This window comes from Paenibacillus sp. M-152 (assembly GCF_003856555.1).
In the GTDB taxonomy this organism is placed as follows: domain Bacteria; phylum Bacillota; class Bacilli; order Paenibacillales; family Paenibacillaceae; genus Paenibacillus; species Paenibacillus polymyxa_C.
Map to the genome: position 1 here is coordinate 98,126 of NZ_CP034141.1, position 19,492 is coordinate 117,617.

Sequence of the window (19,492 nt, forward strand, 5' to 3'; positions counted from 1 at the left end):
TCATACCATATCCTGTAGGACAAAGATACTGATTATCGGCGCGTAGACTTGAGCAGCGAGGCTTTGCGCAAAACGTGCAGCACGCTTTTCTCCAGCTCTTGATACGACTTTGTAACCGCACCCTTACGAACGATAAAAATCAGGTCAATCTGCTCCACCAATTCCTGCTCATGATGGCGCACGATTTCCTTAACGATCCTGCGCATCCGGTTGCGGACAACTGCATTGCCGATCTTCTTGCTAGCCGAAATTCCGACGCGGAACTGCTCTACCTCTCTGCGGCGGAACCAGTACACCACAAACTGATGGTTGGCAAAAGATTTGCCATGGCGGTATACGCGCCCAAAGTCCGCCCGGTTTCGTAGACGCAATTTTTTTTGCACGGCGCTTCTCCTTGCTCATCTCTTTTACACATATCGGTAAGCAACCCTTACCTCTTATATAGTAAGAAGTATGGACAATATTCCAACATGGTAATCTCGCTTATTTTATATCCGTTTTCAAAAACTTCATCTAATATAGAGCAGGATGCAGGACTTATCCCTCTTTTTACACTACATTTCTACAATTAGAAGAAGCAATCCGATCCATAAATACTTCAATTATGAAAAAAAAGACCACCGTAGTGGTCTTTATGCACGCATTACGCACTCAATACTTTTCTACCTTTTTGGCGACGAGCTGCCAAAACTTTACGGCCATTCTTCGTGCTCATTCTTTTACGGAAGCCGTGAACTTTTTTACGTTTGCTGACATTCGGTCTGAAAGTCGGTCTCATTGTGCTGCACCTCCTTACAAGGAATACGTTTTATATGGAATATACCTAACATAGCAATCTCCACAAAAAACACCTTTGTACATTTAACCACAAATAGCGGCCAAAGTCAATGTACTTCTGAATTCTCTCCCTCTTTTTCACATTCAAAAACCCTCTCCGTCTTTCCCCATCATTCACTCTACTCTTTTCTTCCCCTTTATTCCTGATTTTTCGCTTCTTCTCCATGATCAAGATTCATCAACATTTTACTGTGAATTTCGTCCCTCACATATACTGCTCTTTTAACTGCTTTTTTTTCATTTATTTATTTCCGCATTTGAACCCACGTCGTTTCAGATCCCCACCATCTGATTTACCAAAAATAATGTCGGAAACGTTACCGGAAATTTTCAACACAAAAACAAGCCGCTGTAACCAAAAGGCAACAGGTGTTATACACAGATCCACAAAAAGAATGGAATTGTGATTTAAATGGTCATAACCTGTGCATAACATTTTAGAGTGAAAAAGAGTTATTGTCGAAAACTGAACAAATTATAAACAATATCTTGTGTTGTGAATAAAAATTGTACACAACAGATTGAATTTGTGGATAAATAACCACGAGTCATTGAAATACAAGGCTTCTTTTGCTATGATGATATTACTTTTGAATGTGAATATGTTGTTTTACCCTCCATATTATCAACACCCTGTGGATAAAGTTGTGAACAAGTTCAATTTATCCATCTTTTTATTTTTGTGCGGATTCGGGATTCTGGGGATATATTCTACATTTTTCATTTGATTTCGACATATTGCTGTCCCGTTTTGGCCTGCGGGATCAAGAGAACGGATCGTGCCGCACATTCCCTCCTGAGAAATATCGCCCTTCTTCTGCTGATCAGCAGTGGAATTTTCCATTACTATTTTTCAGGGCATTTTGTGCTGCGTTCTCTCACTACACTGCCGCATGATTTAGGCGGCGGTATGTCTTTTTATGGCCTTCAAACAATATTTTTGTGATTTTAGGCGTTTTGCCGAAGCGCCGAGAGCAGCTCTCTGCAGCTTAATTCGGTAAAATGTCAGGATTTAAAAGGAGTGACGTCTGTGGACAGCCATACCTCTGAACTATGGCAGCAAATTCTATCCATTATACAAACCAAGCTGAGTAAGCCGAGTTACGATACTTGGTTTAAGGCTACCAAGGCAGCGAAACTAAATGACCACTCCATTGTGATTTCTGCACCGACAACTTTTGCCGTGGAATGGCTTGAAAGCCGCTATACCAAGTTAGTCGGAGCAACGGTTTATGAGATTTTGGGCAAGCATTTAGAGGTCAAGTTCGTTATTGAAGAGAACAAGCCCGCCGAGGTCGACCTTCAGCAACAACCTCAGCAGCAGCCAGTCGTTCAAGAAGAAGCTGTGTCCCATATGCTGAATCCCAAATATACATTCGATACATTTGTCATCGGATCGGGGAACCGTTTTGCCCATGCGGCATCGCTGGCCGTCGCCGAGGCGCCGGCCAAAGCTTACAATCCGCTGTTTCTATACGGTGGTGTAGGTCTGGGGAAAACGCATCTGATGCATGCTATCGGACACTATATTTTGGAGCACAATCCGACCAGCAAGGTCGTTTATTTATCGTCGGAGAAGTTTACGAATGAATTCATTAATGCCATCCGTGACAACCGTGGAGAAAGTTTCCGGAATAAATATCGCAACATTGATATTTTGCTCATTGATGATATTCAATTCATTGCGGGCAAGGAATCGACGCAAGAGGAATTTTTCCATACCTTCAATGCGCTTCATGAGGAACGCAAGCAGATTATAATCTCAAGCGATCGGCCGCCTAAAGAAATTCCAACGCTGGAAGAACGGCTGCGCTCTCGCTTCGAGTGGGGACTGATTACGGATATTCAACCGCCGGATTTGGAGACGAGAATTGCTATTCTTCGGAAAAAGGCGCGGGCGGAAAACCTGGATATTCCTAATGAGGCCATGATGTATATCGCGAATCAAATTGATACAAACATCCGTGAGCTGGAAGGAGCGCTCATTCGCGTTGTCGCTTATTCTTCCTTAACCAATCAGGATGTATCAAGCCATCTCGCGGCTGAGGCGTTAAAGGATATTATCCCATCCAGCCGTCCAAAAATGATCACGATTCAGGATATACAGCATCAAGTCGGGGAATTTTATAATCTACGGCTGGAAGATTTCAAAGCGCGTAAACGGACGAAGGCTGTGGCTTTCCCACGGCAGATTGCCATGTATCTTTCCCGTGAGCTAACCGACTATTCTTTGCCGAAAATCGGTGAAGCTTTCGGCGGACGTGATCATACGACTGTCATTCATGCGCACGAAAAAATCTCCAAATCCATTCAAGTGGATCAGGATCTATTTAAAGTTATCAACAACCTAATAGAAAAAATCAAAAATCCAACCTGAACAAGTTCAGAGCCTATACACAATTTATACACATGTGGATAGGCTTGATTTTATTAGGGTCACAGATAGTTATCCACATATTCAGTGCGCCTATTACTATTACTAATATATTTTAAAGATATACATCACCTATATAAGGCCCGCGTCAACGCGTGCTTGAAGGATTAAAACCCGTAGGAGGAACTTATGAAGATTAGCATTCTGAAAAACGTTTTGAACGAGGCCATACAACATGTATCCAAAGCGATATCCAGTCGAACGACAATTCCAATTTTGAGTGGTATTAAGCTGGATGTGAATCACCAGGGAGTCACACTGACCGCCAGCGATACAGACATCTCTATTCAATCCTTTATTCCGATGGAGGATGGTGACCAAACGGTCGTTCAGATCGAACAACCCGGCAGTGTAGTGCTACCCGCTAAATTCTTTGTCGAAATTATCAAAAAGTTGCCGTCTCAGGAGATCCGTATGGAGGTAAAAGACCAATTCCAAACCTTTATCTCATCCGGTGCTACTGAAATTCAGATCGTTGGTTTGGACCCTGAAGAATTTCCGGTGCTTCCCAACATTGAAGAAAATCAAGTGATCTCTGTGCCAGGTGATTTGCTTAAAAATATGATTAAACAGACGGTATTCTCCATCTCTACCCATGAAACGACACCTATTTTGACTGGTGTATTGTGGAATCTGGCTGAGGGCGAATTGAAATTTGTCGCAACGGACCGCCACCGCCTTGCCACCCGCAGCGCTCATTTGGAGACGTCTGAAGGCTTGCGTTTTAGCAATGTTGTCATTGCAGGCAAAACGCTCAATGAGCTGAGCAGAATTATTCCGGATCAAAATATGCTTGTGGATATCGTCGTAGCGGACAATCAGGTATTATTTAAGGTGGATCGCGTGTTATTTTACTCTCGCATCTTGGACGGCACCTATCCTGATACTTCTAGAATTATTCCGACTTCCTACAAAACAGAACTGATTGTGGACACAAAAAGTTTGAGCGAGTCTATTGACCGTGCTTATTTGCTGTCCCGTGAGGAAAAAACGAATATTGTAAAAATGCAATCGTTGGAAAACGGTGATCTAGAGATTTCCTCCAGCTCATCTGAACTTGGTAAAGTGCGTGAGGAAGTAAATGTATCCAAATTTGAGGGAGAGCCACTCAAAATCTCGTTCAACTCCAAATATATGCTCGACGTGCTGAAGGTAATTGACAGCGAGCAGCTGACGATTGCTTTTACCGGCATTATGAGCCCCATTATTTTAAAACCGGCAGATTCCAGCAATGCGCTGTATATCATCCTGCCATATCGCACAACCAACTAGCGTCACCCACCCGAACAAGCGAAAGGATGAACAGGCCTTGAAACCAATATCTATACAGACCGAATACATCAAGCTCGACCAATTTTTGAAATTAGCCGATTGTGTGTCCACAGGAGGCATGGCTAAAGCCCTACTGCAGGAGGGGCAAGTCCGCGTTAATGGTGAGCCAGAAGAACGTCGCGGAAGAAAATTGTACCCAGGCGATACCGTAGAAGTAGAGGACATTGGACGTTTCGAGGTTACGGCAGGAGCATGATCGCCTGAACGGCAAGGACTCCTTTTAGGTGCGGAATAACAAGGGGGACCCTATGTGTTTGTGAACAACATTGTTTTGCAGCAGTACCGGAACTATAAACAGCTGGAGCTGAATGAATTCGGGCCCGTTAATTTGCTGATCGGACAAAATGCGCAAGGCAAAACGAATCTGGTTGAGGCGATTTTTGTATTAGCCTTAACTAAAAGTCACCGAACGTCCCGTGACAAGGAATTAATTTCTTTCGGGGCTACTTCCACACATCTAGCTGCTGATGTGGATAAGAAATACGGGAAAATCAGATTGGATCTCTCGTTATCCACACAAGGCAAAAAAGCAAAGATCAACGGGCTAGAGCAGCGAAAGCTGAGCGATTTTATCGGTTCGTTAAACGTGGTCATGTTTGCGCCCGAGGATCTGGAAATTGTCAAAGGAACACCGGGGGTTCGCCGCCGGTTTCTTGACATGGAAATTGGACAAGTTGCGCCAGGATATTTGTATCATTTGCAGCAATATCAGAAAGTGCTGGTTCAGCGGAATAACCTGCTCAAGCAAGCTTGGGGGAAAGATATGGCGTCCGTGCAGCTGATGCTGGAGGTATGGAATGAGCAACTTGTTGAGCATGGTGTTAAAATTGTAAAAAAGCGGAAACAATTTATAACAAAGCTACAAAAGTGGGCCCAAGCCATTCATGAAGGGATTGCAGGTGGGACAGAAGAGTTAAAATTAGCCTATGTTCCCTCTTTCGGTGAGCCAGAGGAAGAAGATGAAGCTGTCTTATTGGAGCGATTTATGATAAAGTTATCCCAAATGAGGGAACAGGAAATCCGCCGTGGCATGACTTTGGCGGGACCCCATCGTGATGATTTGGCCTTTGCCATTAACGGCAGAGAAGTGCATACGTATGGCTCTCAGGGGCAGCAGCGGACGACGGCCCTGTCTTTGAAGCTGGCCGAAATAGAATTAATTCATGAGGAAATTGGGGAGTATCCTATCCTGCTGCTGGATGATGTATTGTCCGAGCTGGACCCCTATCGTCAGACTCAGCTGATCGAGACTTTCCAAAGCAAGGTACAGACCTTTATCACGGCAACCGGGATTGAGACGTTGAACGCAGAACGACTTAAGGGTGCCCATATTTATCACGTCCACGACGGGCATGTGGAACACTAAGGAGTGAGTGACCGGTATGTATATTCATCTGGGTGGAGAAAAGATCATCCGCTCGTCAGAGCTTGTGGCTATTTTCGATATCTCGATTGAAAAATCCTCTAAAATCTCCAAACAATACGTGAACCACGCTCAGCAGCAAAAGCATGTCGAGATGATTGGCGAAGAGGAAGCCAAGTCCATCGTAGTGACTCAGAATACGGTGTATTATTCCCCCATCTCCTCAACAACACTCAAAAAGCGGGCAAACCAGTTTGTTGCCAATGCTTAACCATAGAAATCTATAGAAGTAGGTGAAAGGCATGTCTATGAATCAACCGTCTTATGATGCGGGCGAGATTCAGGTCCTCGAAGGCCTGGAAGCGGTTCGGAAACGTCCCGGGATGTATATTGGCTCCACGAGCGTCAAGGGGCTCCATCATCTGGTCTGGGAAGTTGTGGACAACAGTATTGACGAAGCGCTGGCGGGTTATTGTAACAGCATTCAAGTTGTCGTTCACAAAGATAATAGCATTACCGTTACAGATAACGGCCGCGGTATTCCGGTAAGTGAACACGCCAAAATGAAAAAATCAGCGCTGGAAGTCGTAATGACCGTACTTCACGCAGGTGGTAAATTCGGAGGCGGAGGGTACAAGGTGTCTGGTGGTCTGCACGGGGTTGGTGTATCCGTGGTGAACGCTCTCTCCAGCAAAATGATCGTTCATGTCAAACGGGATGGACATGTATATGAGCAGGAATACCATCGTGGTGCTCCACAGTATGATGTCAGAGTCATCGGTGATACAGAAGAGACAGGTACCCAAACGACCTTCTATCCGGACGAACAAATCTTTACCGAAACGACCGTATATGACTATGATACGCTGCAGACGCGGATTCGTGAGCTGGCTTTCCTGAACAAGGGCATTGCAATTAGCTTGACCGATGAACGGACAGGCGCCAGCGATACATTTCACTATGAGGGTGGAATCAGTGAATATGTGCAGTTTCTGAATCAAAAAAGAGAAGCACTGCATGAACAGCCGATTTATGTCGAAGGCTCTCGTGACATGATTCAGGTCGAAGTTGCATTGCAATATAACGACAGCTATACCGAGAATATTTATTCTTTTGCCAACAATATCAACACCCATGAGGGCGGAACTCATGAATCAGGTTTCAAGAGTGCATTAACCCGGATTATTAACGATTATGCACGCAAAAATGGCTTGATTAAGGATAACAACGCCAATTTGACTGGTGACGATGTACGCGAAGGTTTGACAGCGATCATCTCCGTCAAAATCCCAGAACCACAGTTTGAGGGTCAGACTAAAACAAAGCTCGGCAACAGTGAAGTGCGAGGAATTGTCGAGTCTCTGTTCGCAGAGAAACTCCAGGAATTCCTGGAGGAGAACCCGTCCGTCTCCCGCCGTGTGGTTGATAAATCATTACAAGCAGCTCGAGCCCGGGAAGCAGCGCGCAAAGCGCGTGAACTTACACGTCGCAAAAGTGCGTTGGAAATTAGTTCGCTCCCAGGTAAGCTGGCGGATTGCTCCTCTAAGGACGCTTCGATCAGTGAATTGTACATCGTCGAAGGTGACTCAGCAGGGGGATCGGCCAAGCAGGGGCGTGATCGTCACTTTCAAGCGATTTTGCCAATTCGCGGTAAAATCCTGAATGTTGAAAAGGCACGCTTGGACCGTATTTTGTCCAGTGATGAAATACGTTCGATGGTAACAGCAATGGGTACAGGGATCGGAGATGATTTTGACATCACCAAAGCCCGTTACCACAAGGTCATTATCATGACAGATGCCGATGTCGATGGTGCTCATATTCGCACATTGTTGCTGACGTTCTTCTATCGCTACATGCGCAAAATCATTGATGCGGGCTATATATACATTGCTCAGCCACCACTATTCAAAGTTGAGCGTAACAAAGTTGTTCGTTATGCGAACTCTGAGGCGGAACGTGACGAGATCATTAAGGAATTTGGAGAAAATGCGAAGTACAATGTACAGCGATATAAAGGTTTGGGTGAGATGAATGCCACCCAACTTTGGGAAACCACGATGGACCCAGAGAGCCGTACAATGCTGCAGGTAACTGTCAGTGACGCGATGCTGGCTGATACGCTGTTCAATACCTTAATGGGTGACAATGTAGAACCTCGCCGCGACTTTATCCAAGAACATGCGAAGTACGTGAAAAACCTAGATTTCTAATGTGTGTTATTCCATCCTGATGGCTATGTTATCTGTTCACTAGGATTGTATAGGAAAGAGTGCACAAGGGGCGCCCAAATGGGGCGTCCCTTTTCTTGTCATTAACCAGCCCGGATGGATTTGAATATTTAATTTCAATGTTTTAGGCCTTTTTCTTAGAGCGTACAGGTTTACCTGTGGATGCCGTATACCGGCCGTAGCCTACTGCATATCTGAATATTTTATGATAGAGGCTTTTGTTTGGGAGAGAAGCGAACACTTTGATGGCTGGTCTTGTATTGACCTCCAAAATCCACGGATAGTTTTGCTGGTCCAATCCTACATCTAACCCGATTTCCCTTAAACGAGGGTATCTTTTTTGTAGCTGCCAAGCTACTCGCTCGCCCATTTTCGATAATTTTTGCTCCAGTCGAACGGCTTCCTTTACATCCATGTATGGAGCCACCAATTCATTGAAAAAGCGCGTTGTCCCACCGCTGTGATGATTGGTGACGACTTTGTCAGGAGCAGCTACACGTCCTACAATAAGCGTTGTTTCCCATTGACGCCTCAAGTTCATCTGGGTTAATACCCTCAGATCGAAGGGACGGGCTTCATGCTGAAGAAGAGGAATTCCGCGCTGTATTAGATATGGACGTTTCTTTATACGAGAAGAAACCACCCTATGCAACTCATCCAGACTTTCAAAGGTGAGGATATCTACTTCATAGCGAAGCACATACCAAGTTCTCTCCTCGATGATTCCTTCTTCTGTCGGCGGAAGCTGCTCTGTCTGCCTTTCTGCGCGCATAACCCCTTTACCATAAGTACCATTATCCGGCTTAATATAGACAGTTCCATACACCGCCAACATTTCATTCAGGTGCTCAAACGTGTACAAACGTGTTTCCGGTATATAAGCGGCCAATGTTGGATGGGGAAGAATGGCATTTGTTTTGGCCCACTTACTGGATACTCGCTGAATAGACAAGTATTCTCATCCCTTTCTTTTCGAAATATGAGTCATGTACCTGGAATTCACACCCTTTAACAAAACAAGGGAAACTAAAGGACAAGCGCGTAAAACAATGATATAATAGAGAAATACGGCGTTTTTCGGAATTTTGCTAAGTAGAACCCTGACCGTATACGTATTGTATGTGGAAAAGGCCCTTAGGGTGGGGGCTAATCCCCAGTTCAGGGGAATTTGTTATAATCAGGGCTTGTAAGTTGTACAAGAAAATAGCAATCTGCTACAGGCAGAAGGGGAATGACGAGGGTTTTACGCTGTAAAGAGGACAAATGCGTTTAATTGTGCTCTTTTTGTGAAAGTAATATAATTATACAGATGAGGATTTCAGCCAAAATCCTGCGCAAGGAGCGGAGTATATAGGCAGTGTCTTGTTAGGCTTTTCACATAGAGAGCGCTGTATTGAAGGATGAGAAGGAGGACCAGCATGGCGGATCAAAATAACTCGCAAATCATCAATAGGGATATCGGAGTGGAAATGCGCGAATCCTTTATGGATTATGCCATGAGTATTATTGTTAGCCGTGCCTTGCCTGATGTGCGGGACGGACTGAAGCCGGTACACCGTCGTATTCTGTACGCGATGTCCGAGCTAGGCATGTCGCCAGATAAGCCTTATAAAAAATCGGCAAGAATCGTCGGTGAAGTTATCGGTAAGTACCACCCTCATGGTGATACGGCTGTGTATGATACGATGGTGCGGATGGCGCAGGATTTTTCCTTGCGTTATATGTTGGTGGATGGACACGGTAACTTTGGCTCCGTGGATGGAGATATGGCAGCAGCAATGCGTTACACTGAAGCACGGCTGTCCAAGATAGCCATGGAAATGCTCCGTGATTTGAACAAAGAGACCGTTGATTTTATGCCTAACTACGATGGTGAAGAGAACGAGCCTGTCGTATTGCCTGCACGTTATCCTAACTTGCTGGTTAACGGTGTCGGCGGGATTGCAGTTGGTATGGCAACCAATATTCCTCCGCATAACTTGGGAGAGGTTATCGATGGTGTACAAGCGCTGATCGAAAACCCTGACATTACGCCGATGGAACTTATGGATTACATTCAAGGGCCGGATTTCCCGACAGCAGGTTATATCTTAGGTCGCTCAGGCATTCGCCAGGCGTATCAGACTGGCCGCGGATCTGTGACCATGCGTGCGAAGACCACCATAGAAGAGATTGGCAATAAAGCACGGATTATCGTGCATGAACTGCCTTACCAAGTGAACAAGGCTCGCCTGGTCGAGAAAATTGCTGAATTAGTACGTGACAAGCGTATTGAAGGCATTACGGATCTTCGAGATGAATCCGACCGTACGGGTATGCGTATCGTTATCGAGTTGCGTAGAGATGTGAACCCGAACGTCGTTCTGAATAATTTGTTTAAACATACAGCCATGCAGTCCAATTTTGGTATCAATATGCTTGCGATTGTAAACAATGAGCCGAAGATTTTGAACCTGAAAGATGTCTTGTATTATTATCTCAAGCATCAGGTTGAGGTTATTCGTCGTCGGACAGAATTCGATCTGAAAAAAGCCGAAGCTAGAGCACACATTCTGGAAGGCTTGCGTATTGCTCTTGACCATCTGGACGAAGTTATTTCCTTGATTCGTTCTTCCCAAACTGCAGAAGCAGCCCGTGAAGGACTGATTGAGCGTTTCTCGCTGACTCTTGAGCAGGCTCAGGCTATTCTCGATATGCGTCTGCAACGCTTAACCGGTTTGGAACGTGAGAAGATCGAGAACGAATATAACGAGCTAATTCAAAAGATAATGGAATACCGTGAAATTTTGGCGAATGAGCATCTGGTACTCAACATCATTAGCGAAGAGCTGAATGAGCTGAAAGGACGCTTCGCCGATGATCGTCGCACTGAGATTACAGTGGGTGAAGAAAGTATTCTTGATGAGGATCTCATTCCGCGTGAAGACGTTATTATTACTGTAACCCATACAGGATATATCAAACGCCTTCCTGTTACTACGTATCGCAGTCAAAAACGTGGTGGTCGTGGTGTAGTAGGTATGGATACCAAGGATGAGGACTTCGTAGAGCATTTGTTCATTACGAATTCACATCATCATTTGTTATTCTTTACGGACAAGGGCAAGGTATACCGGATTAAGGCCTATGAGATTCCAGACTTAAGCCGGACAGCTCGGGGGACACCGATTATTAACCTGATTCAGATTGAACAGGGTGAGTCGATCAATGCGGTAATTCCAATTGAGGAATTTGTGGAGGACAGTTATCTATTCTTTGCGACCCAACATGGGATTATTAAGAAAACACCTCTTGATGACTATGCGAATATCCGCAAAGGCGGCCTGATTGCCATTAACTTGCGCGAAGATGACGCCCTGATCGAAGTGAAGCTGACTGATGGACAGCAGGAAATGATTATCGGCACAGCACAAGGTATGTCTATCCGTTTCCCTGAAAGTGATGTACGATCTATGGGACGTAGTGCTACAGGAGTTAAAGGGATTAGTCTTGATGAAAGTGATGCTGTAATCGGCATGGATATCGTCAATACCGACCTGGATATTCTGATCGTAACAGCCAAGGGTTATGGCAAACGTACCCCTGCTGTGGATTATCGTATCCAGAGCCGTGGGGGCAAGGGGATCAAGACGATTAACGTTACCGATAAAAATGGTCCAGTTGTCGGCCTCAAGGTTGTAAAAGCCGAAGAGGACTTGATGATTATTACAGCTAGTGGCACCTTGATCCGGACTAGCATGGGGGAAATCTCCACGATGGGTCGGAATACGCAAGGGGTAAGACTGATTAATATTCGCGATGATGATTCGGTTGCAACGGTTTGTCGTGCGAACAAGAATGAGGAGCAAGATGAACTGCTTGAGGATTTATTAGAGGATGGAGGAACTGGTGAGGAGCCAACTCTATCATCTGCTGAACCAACTCTTGAAGTGAATACAGAAGATACGGAAGGTAACGATTCAGAATCTTCTGAGAACGAATAAGCCCTGAATATAGAAACAACAAATGTAGATTGAAGAGACTCTCTGGCTATTTGGTCAAGAGAGTCTTTTTTTCTTGTTCAGGCTGACCAATTCAGACCAGTACGTTTTTAAATGGCATAAAATGAATGTACAGGATCATTTCCAAGTAATATAATGACATCATAACTGGCAGCTGGAGCAGCTGTTGTGAGAACAGAGAGGTTGACCATGACAACTGTACCCGTATCCGAATTAAAAGCAGGACTTAAATTGCAAAGCGACGTTTTTACTGAAATGGGCAGCTTGCTACTACCGAAAGGGCGAATTCTGCTACCACGTGACTTAGAGATTTTAGAGGCGTTCCTGATTCAACAAGTAGAGGTAGGGACGGATGATATTGCAAAATCCGGTAGCGAGCCTACCACTGTTCGATCTGGGACAGCTGAATCGCAGGGAGCTTCGTTAGATGGGCGAGATGAATCTGAACAATTCCAGGATGAGTATGACAAAATGGTGATGCTTGTTAAGAATGCGTTTCAATCAGTGCTCGTCTCTAATTTATCTATATATGAGTTGCGGGGACAACTAGAGTCCTTGCTGGCGCATATCCAACGCTATAATGTAATGACCTATACTCCGCCTGCTATGATCGAAGTGGACTATATTTTTCACAATGCCGTGCTAACCTCCCTTACCTCTTACTCCATTGCACAATGGATTGGGTTGCCTCAAAAGGATTGGATGCAGGTGGCTTTTGCCGGATTGCTTCATGATATAGGGAATGCTAAGATGGACCCGTCCATTCTGTACAAGCCCTCCCAACTAACGCGGGAAGAGCAAGAAGAAGTACGCCGCCATACATCACTAGGATACCAATTGCTTAAAAATGTGAAGGCTATTAACGAAGGTGTGCGTTTGGCAGCTCTTCAGCATCACGAGAAAGTGGACGGTACTGGATATCCATTGCGTCTTAAAGGGGAGCAAATCCACATATACGCTAAAATCGTAGGGGTGGCTGATGTATTCCATGCCATGACTCTGGAGAAAACATACCGACCTGCCCAATCACCGTATCTGGTTCTAGAGCAAATCAAATCGGAATCATTTGGAAAGCTGGACGCAAGTGTCGTGCAAGTCTTCATTCAAAAGCTAACCCAATTTAATAATGGGACCAAGGTGCGTCTCAATGATAACCGTACAGGGGAAATTATATTTGCTGATCGAGACCACCCGACTCGTCCGTTGATTCAAGTAGATGGCGAGATCATTAACCTGATGCTTCAAAGAGAGCTTTATATCGAGTGTATTGTTACTTAACTGAGTTTTTTTAAAAAAACAGTTGCACAATATAGTGGATTTATGATATATTCTTTCTTGTCGCTTCAAGTGTTGAAATAAAAGAAGCAGAAAACACTCTTAAAAAAAGTGTTGACACAAACCTGAATGACATGATATACTATAAAAGTTGCTGAGGGGAATGGAAGAAATCCTGAAGCGGACAAAGAATGTTTGATCTTTGAAAACTGAACAACGAGTGAGTGAACTGATTTTGTTCGCAAAATCAACATTGAGATATTTTATCTCGTCAGTTTCAAATGAGCTAATCGCTCTTTCTATAACCAACTTCGGTTGGTCTTTAATGGAGAGTTTGATCCTGGCTCAGGACGAACGCTGGCGGCGTGCCTAATACATGCAAGTCGAGCGGGATTATTTAGAAGCTTGCTTCTAAATAATCTAGCGGCGGACGGGTGAGTAACACGTAGGCAACCTGCCCACAAGACAGGGATAACTACCGGAAACGGTAGCTAATACCCGATACATCCTTTTTCTGCATGGGAGAAGGAGGAAAGACGGAGCAATCTGTCACTTGTGGATGGGCCTGCGGCGCATTAGCTAGTTGGTGGGGTAATGGCCTACCAAGGCGACGATGCGTAGCCGACCTGAGAGGGTGATCGGCCACACTGGGACTGAGACACGGCCCAGACTCCTACGGGAGGCAGCAGTAGGGAATCTTCCGCAATGGGCGAAAGCCTGACGGAGCAACGCCGCGTGAGTGATGAAGGTTTTCGGATCGTAAAGCTCTGTTGCCAGGGAAGAACGTCTTGTAGAGTAACTGCTACAAGAGTGACGGTACCTGAGAAGAAAGCCCCGGCTAACTACGTGCCAGCAGCCGCGGTAATACGTAGGGGGCAAGCGTTGTCCGGAATTATTGGGCGTAAAGCGCGCGCAGGCGGCTCTTTAAGTCTGGTGTTTAATCCCGAGGCTCAACTTCGGGTCGCACTGGAAACTGGGGAGCTTGAGTGCAGAAGAGGAGAGTGGAATTCCACGTGTAGCGGTGAAATGCGTAGAGATGTGGAGGAACACCAGTGGCGAAGGCGACTCTCTGGGCTGTAACTGACGCTGAGGCGCGAAAGCGTGGGGAGCAAACAGGATTAGATACCCTGGTAGTCCACGCCGTAAACGATGAATGCTAGGTGTTAGGGGTTTCGATACCCTTGGTGCCGAAGTTAACACATTAAGCATTCCGCCTGGGGAGTACGGTCGCAAGACTGAAACTCAAAGGAATTGACGGGGACCCGCACAAGCAGTGGAGTATGTGGTTTAATTCGAAGCAACGCGAAGAACCTTACCAGGTCTTGACATCCCTCTGACCGGTCTAGAGATAGGCCTTTCCTTCGGGACAGAGGAGACAGGTGGTGCATGGTTGTCGTCAGCTCGTGTCGTGAGATGTTGGGTTAAGTCCCGCAACGAGCGCAACCCTTATGCTTAGTTGCCAGCAGGTCAAGCTGGGCACTCTAAGCAGACTGCCGGTGACAAACCGGAGGAAGGTGGGGATGACGTCAAATCATCATGCCCCTTATGACCTGGGCTACACACGTACTACAATGGCCGGTACAACGGGAAGCGAAGCCGCGAGGTGGAGCCAATCCTAGAAAAGCCGGTCTCAGTTCGGATTGTAGGCTGCAACTCGCCTACATGAAGTCGGAATTGCTAGTAATCGCGGATCAGCATGCCGCGGTGAATACGTTCCCGGGTCTTGTACACACCGCCCGTCACACCACGAGAGTTTACAACACCCGAAGTCGGTGAGGTAACCGCAAGGAGCCAGCCGCCGAAGGTGGGGTAGATGATTGGGGTGAAGTCGTAACAAGGTAGCCGTATCGGAAGGTGCGGCTGGATCACCTCCTTTCTATGGAGAATCGTTTCCTGCAATGGAAACATTCAAATATGAAGCGTAAGCTTCAAAAACTACTCACTCGTTGCTCAGTTTTGAGAGTTCAAACTCTCGAATTGCACCTTGAAAACTGGATACCGAAACGAAATTGCGTTTTAGAATATTCCTTTAAGCTGATCTTGTGTAAACAAGTGAAATAAAGGTAGCAGATAAGGAAAGATATTTTGCTTGTAGCAAAAATCATTTTCTTATTAAACATCGACATTTTCTTTCTGCGAAAGAAAAGTCTAGGTTAAGCTACAAAGAGCACACGGAGGATGCCTAGGCGCCAGGAGCCGACGAAGGACGTGGCGAACAACGATAAAGCCTCGGGGAGCTGTAAGCAAGCTTTGATCCGGGGATGTCCGAATGGGGAAACCCGGCTGTCTTCATCGACAGTCACTACTCACTGAATTCATAGGTGAGTGAGAGGCAGACCAGGGGAACTGAAACATCTAAGTACCCTGAGGAAGAGAAAACAATAGTGATTCCGTCAGTAGCGGCGAGCGAACGCGGATTAGCCCAAACCAAGGAGCTTGCTCCTTGGGGTTGTGGGACGTCTCACATGGAGTTACAAAGGAACCGGTTAGATGAAGAGGTCTGGAAAGGCCCGCCAGAGAAGGTAAAAGCCCTGTAATTCAAAACTTGTTCCCTCCGAGACGTATCCCGAGTAGTGCGGGGCACGTGAAACCCCGTATGAATCCGGCAGGACCATCTGCCAAGGCTAAATACTCCCTGGCGACCGATAGTGAAGCAGTACCGTGAGGGAAAGGTGAAAAGCACCCCGGAAGGGGAGTGAAATAGATCCTGAAACCGTGTGCTTACAAGAAGTCAGAGCCCGATCTATGGGTGATGGCGTGCCTTTTGTAGAATGAACCGGCGAGTTACGTTCCCGTGCAAGGTTAAGGTGAAGAGCTGAAGCCGCAGCGAAAGCGAGTCTGAATAGGGCGAATGAGTACGTGGACGTAGACCCGAAACCGGGTGATCTACCCCTGTCCAGGGTGAAGGTGCGGTAACACGCACTGGAGGCCCGAACCCACGCATGTTGAAAAATGCGGGGATGAGGTGGGGGTAGCGGAGAAATTCCAATCGAACCCGGAGATAGCTGGTTCTCCCCGAAATAGCTTTAGGGCTAGCCTCGGAAAAAAGAATCGTGGAGGTAGAGCACTGATTGGGTGCGGGGCCCGCAAGGGTTACCAAGCTCAGTCAAACTCCGAATGCCATAGATTTAGTTCCGGGAGTCAGACAGTGAGTGCTAAGATCCATTGTCGAAAGGGAAACAGCCCAGACCATCAGCTAAGGTCCCCAAGTGTGTGTTAAGTGGGAAAGGATGTGGAGTTGCACAGACAACCAGGATGTTGGCTTAGAAGCAGCCACCATTGAAAGAGTGCGTAATAGCTCACTGGTCGAGTGACTCTGCGCCGAAAATGTAACGGGGCTAAACACACCACCGAAGCTATGGCTTGATGCTTTGCATCAGGGGTAGGGGAGCGTTGAATGCGGGTTGAAGGTGTACCGGAAGGAGCGCTGGACTGCATTCAAGTGAGAATGCCGGTATGAGTAACGAAAAGATCTGTGAGAATCAGATCCGCCGAAAGCCTAAGGGTTCCTGAGGAAGGTTCGTCCGCTCAGGGTAAGTCGGGACCTAAGGCGAGGCCGATAGGCGTAGTCGAAGGACAACAGGTAGAAATTCCTGTACCACCGTAATCCGTTATGAGCAATGGGGTGACGCAGTAGGGTAGTGACGCGGACTGATGGATGTCCGTCTAAGCAGTGAGGCTGATGTGTAGGCAAATCCGCACATCGTGAAGGCTGGGCTGTGATGGGGAGCGAAAATTATAGTAGCGAAGGTCATGATCTCAGACTGCCAAGAAAAGCCTCTAGCCAGGAGAAGGTGCCCGTACCGCAAACCGACACAGGTAGGCGAGAAGAGAATTCTAAGGCGCGCGGAAGAACTCTCGTTAAGGAACTCGGCAAAATGACCCCGTAACTTCGGGAGAAGGGGTGCCTCGGTAGGGTGAATAGCCCGAGGGGGCCGCAGTGAAAAGGCCCAAGCGACTGTTTAGCAAAAACACAGGTCTGTGCGAAGCCGCAAGGCGAAGTATACGGGCTGACGCCTGCCCGGTGCTGGAAGGTTAAGGGGAGTGGTAAGCCTTCGGGCGAAGCTATGAACCGAAGCCCCAGTAAACGGCGGCCGTAACTATAACGGTCCTAAGGTAGCGAAATTCCTTGTCAGGTAAATTCTGACCCGCACGAATGGCGTAACGACTTGGGCGCTGTCTCAACGAGAGATCCGGTGAAATTTTAATACCTGTGAAGATGCAGGTTACCCGCGACAAGACGGAAAGACCCCATGGAGCTTTACTGCAGCTTGATATTGAATTTGGGTACGATCTGTACAGGATAGGTGGGAGCCGTAGAACTTTGAGCGCCAGCTTGAAGGGAGGCATCCTTGGGATACCACCCTGATCGTATCTAGGTTCTAACTTGGTACCGTGATCCGGTGCGAGGACAGTGTCAGGTGGGCAGTTTGACTGGGGCGGTCGCCTCCTAAAGAGTAACGGAGGCGCCCCAAGGTTCCCTCAGAATGGTTGGAAATCATTCGAAGAGTGCAAAGGCAGAAGGGAGCTTGACTGCGAGACCTACAAGTCGAGCAGGGACGAAAGTCGGGCTTAGTGATCCGGTGGTACCGCATGGAAGGGCCATCGCTCAACGGATAAAAGCTACCCTGGGGATAACAGGCTTATCTCCCCCAAGAGTCCACATCGACGGGGAGGTTTGGCACCTCGATGTCGGCTCATCGCATCCTGGGGCTGAAGTAGGTCCCAAGGGTTGGGCTGTTCGCCCATTAAAGCGGTACGCGAGCTGGGTTCAGAACGTCGTGAGACAGTTCGGTCCCTATCTGTCGTGGGCGTAGGAAATTTGAGAGGAGCTGTCCTTAGTACGAGAGGACCGGGATGGACGTACCGCTGGTGTACCAGTTGTTCCGCCAGGAGCACCGCTGGGTAGCTATGTACGGAAGGGATAAGCGCTGAAAGCATCTAAGCGTGAAGCCCCCCTCAAGATGAGATTTCCCAGTATGTAAGACCCCTTGAAGACGACGAGGTAGATAGGTTGGGGGTGGAAGTGCAGTAATGCATGGAGCTGACCAATACTAATCGGTCGAGGGCTTATCCTAAAGATAAGGCGCAAGGAAGTTTCGGATCCAGTTTTCAGGGTGTAACCTTGAAGTTAGAATTTGCGAGGCAAATTCATGTTTGGTGGCGATAGCGGAGGGGTTCCACACGTACCCATCCCGAACACGACCGTTAAGCCCTCCAGCGCCGATGGTACTTGGACCGCAGGGTCCTGGGAGAGTAGGACGTTGCCAAGCAACAAGTAGAGAACCATGATCTTATTAAGATTATGGTTCTTTTTTTGCATATAGATGTAATTTGGAAATATCCTTACAAAAGGAAGGTAACATTTTTGTTACGGAATGTAAGAGCAAACCCTGTATAATATAGGTATTGAATCCCATACACATACGCTGCTATATTGCAGAATTATGCAAACTCCATTATAGGATTTTGTATAGTCAATCAGGCTGGTAAGGAGGGAAGATCATGCGGCGAAATAAATGGCTTGCTCTATTGGTGCTATTCAGTGTCGCTGTCGCGATTCTTACCGGGTGCGTGGAAGAGGAGCCTTCTTGGACATCGTTTGAGGGTGCTGCTAACGAGAAGACGTTTCCGGTTCCCAAAGAAGCTAGTAAAACCGATCGGGCCAGCAGCAATTCGGACATGGACTATGTACGCTATGCACTGCCAGCGTTGAAGGAAAGCGATAGTCTACCTGCTCCTTATCTGGAGGAGATTGCAGCCTGGGGCTGGACTGAGGAACCGAATTTATCTACCTCGAATCAGAAGGTGTTCCAGAAAAATAAACACATGGTGCATTTGTCTGTGCATGATGGTTCTTTTACCGTATTGGTTCCAAAAGACAGAAAAGCTACCGTGAAGAGTAAAAGTGTAGACCTTAATTAGGAGTGCGATTTTCACTCAAGTATGCAACACAAGATGTATTGTGGGGTCATAGTTAACTCATAGTGTATTGGTTGCTGTACGGATAATGATGAAT

Annotated in this window: 12 protein-coding genes and 3 rRNA genes; 12 read left to right on the forward strand and 3 right to left on the reverse strand. The window is 46.6% G+C overall.

Annotated features, from left to right (window positions below):
* Positions 1 to 32 precede the first annotated feature (32 nt).
* Together rnpA and rpmH are read right to left on the reverse strand one after the other, a co-directional pair.
* A complete protein-coding gene (gene rnpA / locus EGM68_RS00470) occupies positions 33 to 383 on the reverse strand; it encodes a ribonuclease P protein component (RefSeq protein ID WP_013373922.1) in 351 nt (116 codons plus the stop codon).
* 260 nt (positions 384 to 643) lie between these two features.
* Positions 644 to 778: a 50S ribosomal protein L34 gene (rpmH, locus tag EGM68_RS00475; RefSeq protein ID WP_007433250.1), complete on the reverse strand. Its 135-nt coding sequence runs from the start codon at positions 776 to 778 to the stop codon at positions 644 to 646.
* 1,089 nt (positions 779 to 1,867) lie between these two features.
* On the opposite strand from rpmH, the gene dnaA reads away from it, so the two are divergent.
* From dnaA to gyrB, 6 genes are all read left to right on the forward strand, one after another.
* A complete protein-coding gene (dnaA, locus tag EGM68_RS00480) occupies positions 1,868 to 3,214 on the forward strand; it encodes a chromosomal replication initiator protein DnaA (protein WP_013368644.1) in 1,347 nt (448 codons plus the stop codon).
* Between the two features lie 186 nt (positions 3,215 to 3,400).
* Complete coding sequence (gene dnaN, locus EGM68_RS00485) at positions 3,401 to 4,543, forward strand: DNA polymerase III subunit beta (RefSeq protein WP_013368645.1); 1,143 nt, start codon at positions 3,401 to 3,403, stop codon at positions 4,541 to 4,543.
* 37 nt (positions 4,544 to 4,580) lie between these two features.
* Positions 4,581 to 4,799: a S4 domain-containing protein YaaA gene (gene yaaA, locus EGM68_RS00490; protein WP_016822440.1), complete on the forward strand. Its 219-nt coding sequence runs from the start codon at positions 4,581 to 4,583 to the stop codon at positions 4,797 to 4,799.
* Between the two features lie 54 nt (positions 4,800 to 4,853).
* Positions 4,854 to 5,969 carry a DNA replication/repair protein RecF gene (gene recF / locus EGM68_RS00495; protein WP_129548492.1) on the forward strand — a complete coding sequence of 372 codons (1,116 nt, stop codon included), beginning with the start codon at positions 4,854 to 4,856 and terminating at the stop codon, positions 5,967 to 5,969.
* Between the two features lie 16 nt (positions 5,970 to 5,985).
* A complete protein-coding gene (remB, locus tag EGM68_RS00500; RefSeq protein WP_007433255.1) occupies positions 5,986 to 6,237 on the forward strand; it encodes an extracellular matrix regulator RemB in 252 nt (83 codons plus the stop codon).
* Positions 6,238 to 6,268: 31 nt separating this feature from the next.
* Positions 6,269 to 8,179, forward strand: coding sequence for a DNA topoisomerase (ATP-hydrolyzing) subunit B (gene gyrB / locus EGM68_RS00505; protein ID WP_013368648.1), 1,911 nt, complete (start codon positions 6,269 to 6,271; stop codon positions 8,177 to 8,179).
* A 142-nt stretch (positions 8,180 to 8,321) separates the two neighbouring features.
* Here gyrB and EGM68_RS00510 read toward each other — a convergent pair whose 3' ends face one another.
* Positions 8,322 to 9,149 carry a YheC/YheD family protein gene (locus tag EGM68_RS00510; protein WP_129548493.1) on the reverse strand — a complete coding sequence of 276 codons (828 nt, stop codon included), beginning with the start codon at positions 9,147 to 9,149 and terminating at the stop codon, positions 8,322 to 8,324.
* 466 nt (positions 9,150 to 9,615) lie between these two features.
* Between EGM68_RS00510 and gyrA the strand changes: the two genes are divergently transcribed.
* The 6 genes from gyrA (at position 9,616) to EGM68_RS00540 (ending at position 19,398) form a co-directional block, all read left to right on the forward strand.
* Entirely contained in the window at positions 9,616 to 12,180 is a 2,565-nt protein-coding gene (gene gyrA / locus EGM68_RS00515; protein ID WP_025679406.1) for a DNA gyrase subunit A, read from the forward strand.
* A gap of 207 nt (positions 12,181 to 12,387) precedes the next feature.
* On the forward strand, positions 12,388 to 13,476 hold the full coding sequence (locus EGM68_RS00520; RefSeq protein ID WP_058830897.1) for an HD-GYP domain-containing protein: 1,089 nt from the start codon (positions 12,388 to 12,390) through the stop codon (positions 13,474 to 13,476).
* Positions 13,477 to 13,795: 319 nt separating this feature from the next.
* A 16S ribosomal RNA gene (locus EGM68_RS00525) occupies positions 13,796 to 15,349 on the forward strand.
* 275 nt (positions 15,350 to 15,624) lie between these two features.
* Positions 15,625 to 18,551: ribosomal RNA gene (locus EGM68_RS00530) — 23S ribosomal RNA — on the forward strand.
* Positions 18,552 to 18,629: 78 nt separating this feature from the next.
* Positions 18,630 to 18,746 (forward strand): 5S ribosomal RNA (gene rrf, locus EGM68_RS00535).
* Together the 16S, 23S and 5S rRNA genes form the textbook arrangement of a ribosomal RNA operon.
* A 232-nt stretch (positions 18,747 to 18,978) precedes the next feature.
* Positions 18,979 to 19,398: a hypothetical protein gene (locus EGM68_RS00540; protein WP_013368653.1), complete on the forward strand. Its 420-nt coding sequence runs from the start codon at positions 18,979 to 18,981 to the stop codon at positions 19,396 to 19,398.
* The last annotated feature ends 94 nt before the right edge of the window (positions 19,399 to 19,492 follow it).